We start from the raw sequence: 12,490 nt of genomic DNA, 5'->3' as shown, positions 1-12,490 counted from the left end.
GCGTAGGCTATCCATGTGAATCTCGAGCAGCTGCGGTCGTTCGTCGAAGTGGCCCGCGTCGGCAACTTCACCCGAGCCGCCGAGGAGCTCTATCTCGCGCAGCCGTCGCTCAGCCGGCAGATCGCGGCGCTCGAACACAGTCTCGGCGCCGAACTGTTCCACCGTTCTCGTGGCGGCTCGACCCTGACGGTCGCGGGCGAGACGCTGCTGCCGCTCGCCCGCCGAATGCTCGCCGACGCCGAGTCGGTTCGGCGGGAGCTCGCCGAACTCGCCGGGCTCGAGCGCGGCCGAGTGCGGCTCGGCGCGACGCCCACGCTCTGCATCAGTCTCGTCGCCGAGGTGCTCAGAACGTTCAACACCGAGCATCCGGGCGTCGAGCTGCACCTGTCGGAACAGGGCTCGCGGCGGCTGCTCGACGAACTCGGCAGCGGGGAGCTCGACCTCGCCCTGATCATCACCTCGGATGCCGCGACGGCCGAACGCTTCGCCGTGACCCCGCTGCTCGTCGAAGAGCTCGTCGTCGTGTCGTCCGCCGTCGCACCGCCCATCACCACTCGAGACCGGATCGGGCTCGCGGAGGTCGCGCGCCTGCCGCAGATCGCATTCAGCTCGACCTACGACCTGCGTGCGACGACGGATGCCGCGTTCCGAGCCGCCGACCTCGAGCCCGAGGTCGTGCTCGAAGGTGCCGAGATGGATGCGGTGCTGCGGTTCGCCGAGCGCGGGCTCGGCGTCGCGATCGTGCCCGCCATGGTGCTCATCGACCGGCCCGCGCTCAGGTCGTTTCGCCTCACGGAGCCGACGTTGACCCGCACGATCAGCCTCGCAAGGCCCGCCGACCTCGCCATGACCGCCGCGGTCGACGTCATGCAGCGCACCATCGCGTCCACCGCCACCGCATTCGCGGCCCGGGCCGGGGAGACCATGCGACTCGCCTGATCCGATCAGCCGGCGCGGCGGAGCCAGTTCACGACGTACGCCGGACCGCGTCAACCCCTGACATCCGCTCTCACCTCGAACGTAGGTTGGTCGGACCGAACGCAAGGGAGGCGGCCATGGCCGATTTCGGAGACCTCGGGGACAAGGCCCGGGAGTTCGCGAAGAGCGAGAAGGGTGAGGACCTCACCGACCAGGGACTGGACCGCGCGGACGACGCCGCGGACCGGATCACCGGCGGGAAGTTCGACGAGCAGACCGACGCCGCGCGCGACGCCGGAGACCGCAGGCTCGGTCAGTAGTCGACTGCGAGCGATGCCGTCGCGGCCTCCGGGCCCGGCGGCGTCCCTGCGTCCGCTCCTCGTCGCACCGAGCGGTGGCCGGCCACCCGCAACGGGACTACCGTGAAGGCGTGTCCGTTCGCGAGATCGACGCACGAACCGCACACGCCGGCGGCGTGGAGCGGCTGCTCGCAAGCTATCGGGCCCTGCCCGAGGCATCCGCGGTGCGTCTCGCGAAGCCCACGTCGAACCTGTTCCGGCCGCGGGCGAAGACCAGTGCCCCGGGCCTCGACACGTCGGGACTGACGCACGTCATCGCGGTCGACCCCGAAACTCACACGGCGGATGTCGCGGGCATGTGCACCTACGAGGCGCTCGTCGATGCGACCCTCCCGTACGGGCTCACGCCGCTGGTGGTGCCGCAGCTGAAGACGATCACGCTCGGCGGGGCGGTCACCGGACTCGGCATCGAGTCGGCGTCGTTCCGCAACGGGCTGCCGCATGAATCCGTGCTCGAACTCGACGTCCTCACCGGTTCGGGCGAGCTCGTCACGGCGTCGCCCACCGAGCACGCCGACCTGTTCCGCGCCTTCCCGAACTCGTACGGCACGCTCGGCTACGCGGTGCGCCTGCGCATCGAGCTCGAGCCCGTGCAGCCGTTCGTGGCCCTCACCCACCTGCGCTTCCACGCCCTCGACGACCTCGTCGAAGCGATGGACCGCATCGTCGACGCCGGCACGCACGACGGCGTCCGCGTCGACTACCTCGACGGCGTCGTATTCAGTGCCGACGAGAGCTACCTCTGCCTCGGGACGCAGACCGACGCACCAGGCCCGGTGAGCGACTACACCCGACAGCGCATCTTCTACCGCTCGATCCAGCACGACGACGGTGCCATCCGCGACCGCCTCACGATCCACGACTACCTGTGGCGGTGGGACACCGACTGGTTCTGGTGCTCGGCCGGCTTCGGTGCGCAGCATCCGCTCGTCCGCCCGCTCTGGCCGCGCCGGTACCGACGAAGCAGGTCGTACTGGAAGCTCATGCGCCTCGCGCGGCGGTACGGCATCGCCGACGGGCTCGAGCGGCTCAAGCGCCGCCCACCGCGGGAATGGGTCATCCAGGACATCGAGGTGCCGATCGGGCGCACCGTCGAGTTCCTCGACTGGTTCCTCGCGAATGTGCCGATCGAGCCCCTCTGGCTCTGTCCGCTGCGCCTGCGGGGCGACGAGGGCTGGGCGCTCTATCCGCTCGGACCGCGCGAGACCTATGTCAACGTCGGCTTCTGGTCGACGGTTCCCATCGGGGCCACTCCCGGCGAGACGAACCGGCGCATCGAGCAGAAGGTGGGCGAGCTCGACGGCCACAAGTCGCTCTACTCCGACGCCTACTACTCCCGCGAGGAGTTCGACGCGAGGTACGGCGGCGACGCCTACCGCGCGGTGAAGGAACGTTACGACCCCGACGGCCGACTCCTCGACCTCTACGCGAAGGCGGTGCAACGACGATGACGACATTCAAGGACCAAGCGCCCGAGACGGATGGCACGGCTGCGACGTCCACCGAAGACGATCGCAAGCTCACCCTCGCCGAGATCCTCGAACTCCTCGCCGGCAGTCGGCTCCCGCTGCGGTTCACCGCGTACGACGGCAGCTCGGCCGGCCCCGAGGACGCGCCGTTCGGCCTCGACCTGACCTCGCCGCGCGGCACCACCTACCTCGCGACCGCCCGCGGCGACCTCGGCCTCGCGCGCGCCTACATCGCCGGCGACATCGAGGTCCACGGCGTGCACCCCGGCGATCCGTACGAGCTGCTCAAGGCCCTCGCCGACGAACTGGTGTTCCGGATGCCGCCCCCCAGGACGATCGCCAGGATCGTCCGGTCCATCGGCATGGAGCATTTGCGCCCGATCGCCCCGCCGCCGCAGGAGGTGCCGCCGCGCTGGCGACGCCTCGGTACGGGACGCCGGCACAGCAAGGCGCGCGACGCCGAGGTGATCCACTACCACTACGACGTGTCGAACACCTTCTACGAGTGGGTCCTCGGGCCGTCGATGACGTACACGTGCGCGTGCTACCCCAGCGCCGAGGCATCCCTCGACGAGGCGCAGGAGAACAAGTACCGCCTCGTGTTCGAGAAGCTGCGGCTGAGGCCCGGCGACCGGCTGCTCGACGTCGGATGCGGCTGGGGCGGCATGGTGCGCTACGCGGCTCGCCGGGGCGTCCGGGCCATCGGCGTGACCCTGTCGCAGGAGCAGGCGACCTGGGCGCAGCGGGCGGTCGCCGACGAGGGCCTGGGCGACCTGGCCGAGGTGAGATTCGGCGACTACCGCGACATCCGCGAATCCGGGTTCGACGCGGTGTCGTCGATCGGGCTGCTCGAGCACATCGGCGTGCGCAACTACCGGTCGTACTTCCGATTCCTGCGGTCGCGGCTGCGACCGGGCGGGCTGCTGCTCAACCACTGCATCACCCGTCCCGACAACACGGCCGAACCGTCGACGCACGGGTTCATCGACCGCTATGTCTTCCCCGACGGCGAGCTCACCGGTTCGGGCCGCATCATCACCGAGGCGCAGGATGCCGGGCTGGAGGTGCTGCACGAGGAGAACCTCCGTCCGCACTACGCGCTCACCCTGCGCGACTGGTGCGCCAACCTCGTCGCGCACTGGGACGAGGCGGTGGAGGAGGTCGGCCTCGAGCGGGCCAAGGTCTGGGGCCTGTACATGGCCGGGTCGCGACTGCAGTTCGAGCGCGGCGGCATCCAGCTGCACCAGGTGCTCGCCGTGAAGGCCGACGAGCACGGCGTCGGCGACCTGCCGCTGCGGCCGTGGTGGACGCCGTAGGAGCTCGGAGACACCGTGCCGCCCACCGGGTGGCGCCACCGTCACCGGCGGCGCCACCCCGCGGGGCTACTCCCCGGCGGCCAGCCGCTGCCGATCGTCGTCGAGCAGCGCGTCGGCACCCTCGTCGCCCTCGGCGATGACCTCGTCCTCCTGGAGCGACATGCGCAGCCGGCGCCGGAACAGGCGCGTCATGACGAGCAGCGCGACGAAGCCGACGGCGAGCCAGATCAGGCCGTAGGTCATCGCCTCGCCGCTCACGTTCAGCCACAGCACGACGGTGAGCACGACGCCGATGAGGGGCAGCACGACGTTCCGCACGATCTGCCACGCGCTCTTCACCTCGCGGCGGCGGATCGCGAAGTGCAGGATGACGGCCAGGTTCACGACCGTGAACGCGATGAGCGCACCGAAGTTGATCAGCGAGAAGACGAAGTCGAGGTCGGCGACGGCCGCGCCGAGCGACACGATGCCCACGAGCACGACCGCGACCGCGGGGGTGCGGAAGCGCGGGTGGACGTACGACAGGCGCCGCGCGACCGGGCCGGAGCTGTTGCGGCTCATCACGTAGATCATGCGCGACACGCTCGCGTGGGAGGCGAGGCTCGACGCGGCCGCCGCGGCGATCGCCGCCGAGACGAACAGGATCTGGAACAGCATGCCGCCGATCGAGTAGGCGATCTCGGGCAGCGCCGTGCCCTCGGTGAAGCCCTCGGTGACGGGGAACAGCGACTGTGCGAACCATCCGGCCGTGAAGAAGATCAGGCCGCCGAGGAGCAGTGCGAGCACGATCGCCTTCGGCACCGTGTGCGCGTCCTTCGCCTCCTCGGTGTACATCGTGATCGCGTCGAACCCGATGAACGAGAAGCACACGATGGTCGCCGCGCTGACGACCGTCGCGATCTGCACGTTCGCGTGGTACAGCGGCTCGATGCTGAACGCGGTGCCGTTCCCGGCGCCCTGCTGCAGCGCCCCCCACGCGAGGATCACGAAGACGCCGATCAGCACCACCTGGAAGACGAGGAGCGTCGCGTTCACGCGCGACGTCGACGTGATGCTCCACAGGTTCAGCAGCGTGATCACCGCCACGTACCCGGCCACCCAGATCCATCCGGGCACCTCGGGGAAGAACGACTCGAAGTACTGGCGCACGAGGAGCGCATTCACGAGCGGAAGCAGCAGGTAGTCGAGCAGCGCCGTCCACCCGACGAGGAAGCCGGCGTTCGGGTGGATCGTCTCGGACGCGTACGTGTAGGCCGACCCGGCCGACGGGTAGACCCGGGTCATCCGTCCGTAGCTGAGGGCGGTGAACAGCATCACCACGAGGGCGAAGAGGTACGCGAGCGGCACCACGCCGCCGCTCTCCTCCGAGACGTAGCCGAACGTGTCGAACACCGTCATCGGGGTCATGTAGCCGAGGCCGAGGCCCACGATGGCCCAGAGGCCGAGGGAGCGTCGGAGCTTCGTGGGATTGCGGAGCTTCGTGGGGTTCACCGTCGGTGCGGAAGTGGTCATGGTGGATCCTGTCGTCGCCATTGTCGAGCGGGGTGACCCTACGCCAGCCCGCCGCGGTTCGGCATCGCCACGGCGGCGAGCTCGGATGCGGTCAGGCGCCACGGTGTCGATACGCAACGAATGGATGGCGCCCCGCGGGCCGTCGCGCAAGGGGGTGCGGCCTGCTTCGAACCGGCGCGGTGGCACCAGTAGACTCGCTCCACCGAGCGGCGAGGGCGCCGCGCTGAGCGAGCCGGGGGTGCGTTCGTGGGTGACGACGTGGGGGCGTCGACCGCCAGCCGTGATGCGTCGCGCATGCCCGGTGCCGCCGCGGGGCGGGGTTCGCCGAGTCGCCTGCACCCGAGGTCGTGGTCGAGGCTTGCGGTCGTGACGTGGGCGTTCTGCATCCTCGTCACCGCGTCGTTGCTGTGGAGCCCCTACGTCGCCTTCGGCTATCCGAACCGGTCGTTGCATCTCGTGCTCGATTCCATCGACAGCTGCGTCGCCCTGCTCGTCGCGTACCTCCTGCACAACCGCTTCGTCCGGCGGCGACGGCTCCAGGACTGGCTGCTCTGCCAGGCGATGGTCCTCCTCGGACTGGCGGGGGTGGGCGTGAGCTACCTGCTCGAGGACGTGGCCGGTATCCGGGACGGCCGCCTGAACGTGTGGGTGCCGCTCACCGTGCGGATCGCCGGTGCGGTGGTGGTGCTCGCCGCGGCGCTCGTCGGCGACCGGGTCGGTCCCGGACGGCTGCGGCACTGGTCGCTCGCCGCGCCGGTGCTCCTCATCGGCGCGATCGCGGGCGTGCTGTGGACCGCGGGCGACTCGCTCCCGACCGCCCTGACAGAGGACTTCACCCGGAATTCCGCGCTCGCACCCGTGTTCGCCGGTCATCCCCTGCTGCTCACCGGGCAGGCAGTCGGAGCGCTCTGCTTCCTCGCGGCATCGTTGATCGTGGCCAGGCAGGCCGCACGCCGCAGGGACGAGCTCCTGCGGTGGCTGGCGCCGGCCTGCGCGCTCGCCGGCTTCGCGCGGCTCAACTACCTGCTGTACCCGTCGCTCTACACGGATTGGCTGTACACGGGGGACATCCTGCGCACCGCCTGCTACGTCTTCCTCCTCGTCGGGGCGCTGCGGGAGCTGCAGCTCTACTGGCGGGCGCAGACGGAGGTCGCCGTGATCGAGGACCGCCGACGCCTCGCCCGCGAGCTTCATGATGGGGTCATGCAGGAATTGGCATACATCCGCGTCGAGTCGTCGATGCTCCCCGACGAGGCCACCGCGAAGCGGCAGATCAGCGACGCCGCCGTCCGTGCGCTCGACGAGGCGAGGGCGGCCGTGAACGCACTCGGCAGCGTGGACGACGAGCCGCTCGGCTTCGTGCTCCACCGGGCGGCGAGGGAGCTCGCGGAGCGGTACGACGTCGATCTCGAGGTCGACGTCGACGACGCCATCCATACCGACCGCGACCAACGGCACGCCCTCGTGCGGATCATGCGGGAAGCCGTGATCAACGCCGTGCGGCACGGCCGCGCTCGGCACGTGCGCGTCCGCCTCGCCCGCACCGACGAGAAACGGCGCCTGACGATCGAGGATGACGGCTCGGGCTTCACCCCCGGATCGGGCGAGAAACCCACCGGGTACGGCCTCGTGAGCATGGGCGACCGCGCCAAGGGGCTCCCGGGCGACATCCGCATCGAATCGTCGCCCGGGCAGGGCAGCACGGTGACGGTCACGTGGTAGCGCCGAGCATGACCGTGGTCATCGCCGACGACCACGCCGCGATGCGCTCCGCGATCCGGTCAGGCCTCGAGTCGGGCGGATGCCACGTGGTCGGCGAGGCGGCGACGGCGGCGGACGCGGTCGCGCTGGTCGTCGAGCACCGGCCCGACGTGGCGTTGCTCGACATCCACATGCCCGGCAACGGCATCCGAGCGGCGCAGGAGATCAGCACCGCGGTCCCCACGACCGCCATCGTCATGCTCACCCAGTCGCGCGAAGACGACGACCTGTTCGACTCCCTCCGCGCCGGCGCGGTCGGCTACCTCCTGAAGGACGCGCCGCCGACCTCGTTGGCCGACGCGCTCCGCGGCGTCCTGGCGGGCGAAGCGGCGATGCCGCCCGCCCTGGTCACCCGGATCCTCGACGAGTTCCGCGGCCCGGCCCGGCGACGGTTCGGCCGTGGCTCGGCCGCCGCGGCGAAGTTGAGCACGCGGGAGTGGGAGGTCATGGACCTGCTCAGGCGGGGGAACACCACCGAAGAGGTGGCGGCCCGCCTCTTCGTGTCGCCGACGACCGTGCGTGTGCACGTGTCGTCCGTGCTCAGGAAGCTCGCGGTCCGCGACCGGAAGAGCGCCTTCCGACTGCTCGAGGAGGAGCGCCGCGACAGATGAGGGGCCCCGAGCGATGCTCGAGGCCCCTCGTTCCTGCGGGGTGCGGGGTGCGGGGTGCAGGGTCGGAGCGCTACTTCAGCATGAACCCGGCGGTGATGCTCGAGCCGTCGTCGGTCGTCATGCTGACCAGGTAGCAGGCGCCGGGCTTCTTGGGGGTCGACCAGTTCTGCACGAACTGACCGCCGGTGGCGTCGTACCGAAGCGCGGTGCCGCCCGTGACCGTGAACTCGATCGCGTCCATCGGGGCGTCGGCACCGGGGCACGTCGTCGGAACGGCGCTGAAGCGGTCGACGGCGGCGGTGTCGGTGAGCTCCTTGGAGCCGGCGAACACCTCGAACTTCAGCGGCACGGTGCTGCCGCCCTTGACCGTGTTCCAGGTGCGGCCCATGTCGACCGGGCTGAAGAACCCGCTGAGGTTCCAGGCGAGGACGGTGTACGACGTGGTCGTCGTCGACTCGTTGCCGGCGAGGTCGGTCGCCTTGGCCGTCAGCGTGTAGGAGCCAACGGCGGCGCTGTAGCCGGTGACGGTGCACGTGGCGACGCCGGAAAGCGCGTCGGACCCGACGCAATCGGGCTTCGCCGGCACCTCGCCGAACGAGTACGAGCTGCCGAAGGCGCTCGAGAAGCCGACCGTCGGTGCCGTGCGGTCGACGTTGATGCCCGCCGCGGTGTCGGTCGCGCTGTTGCCGGCCCAGTCGACCGCGGTGCCGGTGACGGACTGGCCGGCGCCCTCGTCGAGCGTCGCGTTCGGACCGCACGACTGGATGCCCGAGCCGCTGTCGGAGCACGTGAACGTCACGTCGACCGCGGTGCGGTACCAGCCGTTGGCGTTCGGGGTCGCCGGGCTCTTCTCATGGCTGATCGTCGGCGCGCCGGTGTCGACGACGGTGTAGGTCGCCGTCGCAGTGTCGGCCTTGAGCCCGCCGCTGTCGGTGTGGTTGCAGGTGGCGGTCTGCGTGCCGAGGCCGTGCTCGAGGGTGCCGGTGACGGTCGCGGCGAAGGAGCGCGGTCCGTCCTCGGCGTCGACGACGCTGCACGTCGCGGTCGGCACCGAGCCGATCTCGTAGCTGCTGCCCGCCGAGACGCCCTGCACCGAGACCGTCGGCTTGGTGTTGGTGACAGGCGGCTGGGTGACGACGATCGGGATGGTCACCTGGCGCTTGTAGTCGCCACCGGTGTTGGTGGCGGGGTCGATCTCGACGGTCACGTCACCGCTGACGGCGGTCGGGCCCGCGCTGAACGAGACCGTGAAGTCGGTGCCGCACGACGTGATTCCGAGCGGATTCGGCGTCGCCGTGATGCCGGCGGGGGTGATCACATCGAGCCAGAGGGTCTCGCCCGCATCGATGTTGCAGCCATCGTCGCCGTCGCCGCCGGTGTGCACGACGCGGATGCCTGCGCTCTTCGTCGTCGAGCTCCCGGCTTCGAGCACGAGCGCGGCGTCGGCCGTGTCGGCGATGGTGTCCTGGATGTTGTCGGCGTACGCGACGAGCGCGCTGCCGAACACCGCTGCCGCGGTGAGGAGCGCCGCGGCGGAGGCCATGCCCGCACGCTTGAGGCTTCGTTCCATGAGTCGTTCCACTTTCGGGTCATCCGGTCGGACCCACCCCGGGCCGCCGTCGATCGACGCTACGTCCCGGGAAACGGTGTGAGAACCGGTCTCGCGTTCAAAGGCCTGAACATTGACTCGAACGGGGGGTACGCGATCCCGGATCGGGCCCCTCGTACTGCACGCCAAGCCGAGCCTCGGGATCGCAGCCGGATGGCGCGGACGCCTGGTTGCATCTCCTCAGCGGCGCGCACGACACGGGGTTAGGCTGAACGGGCGGGTCGGCGACGGGGGTTCGGTGGACACGGCCACGGTCGACTCGACGGGCACACGTCTGATCCAACGCCCGAACGGAGCCGCTGACCGATGTCCTGGGATGACGATTCGTACGGCGACCCCCTGCGTCGTCGGTCCCGACCGGCATCCGCGCGTCAGGTGCTCCTGCAAGTCGCGGCCTATGCCGGCGTGGTCGTCGCCGTCGTCGCGCTGGTGCTCGGCGCGGTCTACACGGTCACGCTGGTCGGCCAGGCCGTGAAGCCCGACGGGTTCGCGGCGCCGTCGGCACGCGGGCAGGGCGTCGGCCTTCCCCCCGTGAGCGCGCCGGTCGGCGACGGCGGACAGGTGAGCGGCGGTGCCGCCTCGACCGAGGAGCCGACCTCCGTGACCGGCTCGGAGGTGGCGCCGATGGTGGAGCCCGACGTCGACCTCGACGTCGAGGTGGAGGTCGACTGGGTATCGAAGATCGCCTCCGCGACCGGGATCCCCAAGCGCGCGCTGTCGGCGTACGCGCTCGCGCACGTCTCCATCGCGCAGGCGAAGCCGGCGTGCGGGCTCGACTGGACCACGATCGCGGCCATCGGCGCGATCGAGTCGGGTCACGGCAGCCACGGCGACTCCGTGCTCGAGGACGACGGCATGGTCCGGCCGTTGATCGTGGGCCCGGCACTCGACGGCAACGGCTTCGCCGCGATCCGGGACACCGATGACGGGGCCTTCGACGGCGACACCACGTGGGATCGCGCGGTCGGGCCGATGCAGTTCATCCCCTCGACCTGGGCCCGGTGGGGCATCGACGCCAACGGCGACGGTGTGGCCGACCCGAGCCAGATCGACGACGCCGCGCACGCCACCGCCCTGTACCTCTGCGCTTCCGGCCCGATGACGAGCCCCGAGGGCTGGCGCAAGGCCGTGTATTCCTACAACCATGACAACGACTACGTCGACAAGGTCGCGACCGTCGCCAACGGCTACGCGGCGTCGGTCGGGTGATCACCGCGGCTTCACCAACCGGCGGGGTCAGCTCAGAACCGAGGCCACCAACAGCGGACCGAGCGACGGTAGCGCCGGAAGTCGTCGCCGAACCGCTGCTCGAGGTCGGATTCCTCGAGCGGACGCACCGCGTAGTTCCACACGAACGACCCGGCGATCGCGTACGCGACGACCAGCCACGACGACAGCATGAGGCCGACCGCGACGCCCTGCGAGATGCCCGCGACCGCCATGGGGTTGCGCACGTACCGGTAGGGTCCCGCGACCACCAGGCGATTGGGCATGGCGGACGGCAGCGGCGTGCCGCCGCCCCTCGTCGACATCACGGTGGCCGACCAGATCCCCAGTACGCTGGCGAGCGCGAGCAGGACCGCGCCGACGGAGCCGGCGGCAGCGGGGAACGGGATCGACAGGCCCCACTGGCGCTCGAGGAACGCGAGCACCAGCGGGATCACCGCCAGGAAGAGGCCCCAGAAGACCATGATCTGCGCTGCGGTCGCCGCCACGTTGGCCCGCGGGGCGGCCCGTTCGGCGGGACGGAAGGCGAACGGGCCGCGCGTCACGAGCCACTCGATCGGCACCCGGCCCAGCGCCACGAGGCACAGCGCGACCACCGACCCGCAGCTCGCCCCGAGCATCATGAGCACGCCCCATCCGGCTTCGGTGGTCACCGTGGCGTACAGCGCGAGCCCGCCGGTGACCATGAGCGTCCAGGCGGTGGCCACGACGGCGGCGACGCGGCTGCCGAAGGCCGCCAGTGCCGACGCGATCACGAACAACGGGACATCCAATACGGCGATAGTCGCGGGATCGAGGCTCCCGAGCGTGCTCGCACGCACGAGTGGCGACGCGAACACCGCACCCCACCATGCGGCGCCGGCGACCGCCTGCACGGCGAAGTACCGGCGGCCCCACATGGGCGCACCATAGCATCCGGGGTGGTCGACGGCAGGCTCGTGCGAGACTGCATCGGTGACGGAGATCGCGCTGGCTCGCCTCGACGGGGGGACCGTCGCACTGCACGACGCCCGCCGGAGGGTCCGCTGGAGCGTGGAGCTCGAGCCGTTCGAAATCGGGGTGTACCCGGTGACGCAGGCGCAGCTGGGCGAGCTGCTCGGGGAGACTGCGTCGCATCCGCGCCGACCCGCCACCGACGTCAGCTGGCTCCGTGCCATCCGATTCTGCAACGCCGCGTCGGAGTGGGAAGGGCTCGATCCGGCGTACACGTTCGACGGCGAGGAGGTGACCTGGCACGTCGACGCCGACGGGTTCCGGCTGCCGACCGAGGCCGAATGGGAGTTCGCCTGCCGCGCCGGATCGACCGGGCCGCACTACGGTCCGCTCGCCGAGATCGCCTGGACCAGCGCCGACGGAGTGACTTCGCCGCAGCCGGTCGGCGGCAAGCTGCCGAACCTGAACGGGCTGTTCGACACGCTCGGCAACGTGTGGGAATGGTGCTGGAACCTGCTCGACCCGGCCAGGTACGACGACTACCGCGTGTTCCGCGGCGGCGGGTTCGCCGATGACGCGTGGAGCGTTCGCGCCTCGGCCCGTCGTGGGGGAGCACCGCGCATGCACCACGAGGACGTCGGGTTCAGGGTCGCCCGTGGCGGGTTCGATGCGACGGATGCCGCGCAGGGCTGGTCGGCGGAGGCCGACGCGGAGCGCGCGGCGATCGACGACCCGCTCCCGCCCGGATGGACTCCACGTCGCTGACGGCGCGCCG

General features: G+C 70.7%; 11 protein-coding genes. 8 read left to right on the top strand and 3 right to left on the bottom strand.

The window, feature by feature from the left end; translation table 11 throughout:
- Nucleotides 1-15: 15 nt before the first annotated feature.
- The 4 genes from ACZ4TW_RS12060 to ACZ4TW_RS12045 all read left to right on the top strand — a co-directional run bounded on the left by ACZ4TW_RS12060 (nt 16) and on the right by ACZ4TW_RS12045 (nt 4,062).
- Nucleotides 16-939 carry a LysR family transcriptional regulator gene (locus tag ACZ4TW_RS12060; protein WP_465542962.1) on the top strand — a complete coding sequence of 308 codons (924 nt, stop codon included), beginning with the start codon at nt 16-18 and terminating at the stop codon, nt 937-939.
- A 116-nt stretch (nt 940-1,055) separates the two neighbouring features.
- Nucleotides 1,056-1,238: an antitoxin gene (locus ACZ4TW_RS12055; protein ID WP_465542961.1), complete on the top strand. Its 183-nt coding sequence runs from the start codon at nt 1,056-1,058 to the stop codon at nt 1,236-1,238.
- A gap of 110 nt (nt 1,239-1,348) precedes the next feature.
- Nucleotides 1,349-2,728: an FAD-binding oxidoreductase gene (locus tag ACZ4TW_RS12050; protein WP_465542960.1), complete on the top strand. Its 1,380-nt coding sequence runs from the start codon at nt 1,349-1,351 to the stop codon at nt 2,726-2,728.
- Nucleotides 2,725-4,062, top strand: coding sequence for a class I SAM-dependent methyltransferase (locus ACZ4TW_RS12045; RefSeq protein WP_465542959.1), 1,338 nt, complete (start codon nt 2,725-2,727; stop codon nt 4,060-4,062). Before ACZ4TW_RS12050 ends, ACZ4TW_RS12045 begins: the two co-directional genes overlap by 4 nt.
- A 66-nt stretch (nt 4,063-4,128) precedes the next feature.
- Here the strand turns inward: ACZ4TW_RS12045 and ACZ4TW_RS12040 are convergent, their stop codons facing one another.
- Nucleotides 4,129-5,574: an APC family permease gene (locus ACZ4TW_RS12040; protein ID WP_465542958.1), complete on the bottom strand. Its 1,446-nt coding sequence runs from the start codon at nt 5,572-5,574 to the stop codon at nt 4,129-4,131.
- A 366-nt stretch (nt 5,575-5,940) separates the two neighbouring features.
- On the opposite strand from ACZ4TW_RS12040, the gene ACZ4TW_RS12035 reads away from it, so the two are divergent.
- Both ACZ4TW_RS12035 and ACZ4TW_RS12030 read left to right on the top strand, forming a co-directional pair.
- A complete protein-coding gene (locus ACZ4TW_RS12035; protein ID WP_465542957.1) occupies nt 5,941-7,296 on the top strand; it encodes a sensor histidine kinase in 1,356 nt (451 codons plus the stop codon).
- A gap of 8 nt (nt 7,297-7,304) precedes the next feature.
- Entirely contained in the window at nt 7,305-7,946 is a 642-nt protein-coding gene (locus tag ACZ4TW_RS12030; RefSeq protein WP_465542956.1) for a response regulator, read from the top strand.
- 70 nt (nt 7,947-8,016) lie between these two features.
- On the opposite strand, the gene ACZ4TW_RS12025 is transcribed toward ACZ4TW_RS12030, so the two are convergent.
- The gene (locus ACZ4TW_RS12025) at nt 8,017-9,516 is read right to left on the bottom strand and encodes a PxKF domain-containing protein (protein ID WP_465542955.1); all 1,500 of its coding nucleotides are present in this window, start codon (nt 9,514-9,516) and stop codon (nt 8,017-8,019) included.
- A gap of 345 nt (nt 9,517-9,861) precedes the next feature.
- Between ACZ4TW_RS12025 and ACZ4TW_RS12020 the strand changes: the two genes are divergently transcribed.
- A complete protein-coding gene (locus tag ACZ4TW_RS12020; RefSeq protein WP_465542954.1) occupies nt 9,862-10,764 on the top strand; it encodes a lytic transglycosylase domain-containing protein in 903 nt (300 codons plus the stop codon).
- 32 nt (nt 10,765-10,796) lie between these two features.
- Here ACZ4TW_RS12020 and ACZ4TW_RS12015 read toward each other — a convergent pair whose 3' ends face one another.
- Nucleotides 10,797-11,681 (bottom strand): methyltransferase family protein, encoded by an 885-nt coding sequence (locus tag ACZ4TW_RS12015; protein WP_465542953.1) that lies wholly within the window; start codon nt 11,679-11,681, stop codon nt 10,797-10,799.
- Between the two features lie 55 nt (nt 11,682-11,736).
- On the opposite strand from ACZ4TW_RS12015, the gene ACZ4TW_RS12010 reads away from it, so the two are divergent.
- Nucleotides 11,737-12,480, top strand: a complete 744-nt coding sequence (locus tag ACZ4TW_RS12010; RefSeq protein ID WP_465542952.1) for a formylglycine-generating enzyme family protein — start codon at nt 11,737-11,739, stop codon at nt 12,478-12,480.
- Nucleotides 12,481-12,490 lie beyond the last annotated feature (10 nt).

This window comes from Agromyces sp. NPDC029043 (assembly GCF_055564615.1).
Note: the sequence above shows the minus strand (reverse complement) of the source record. Positions and strands in the feature narration are given on the sequence as shown.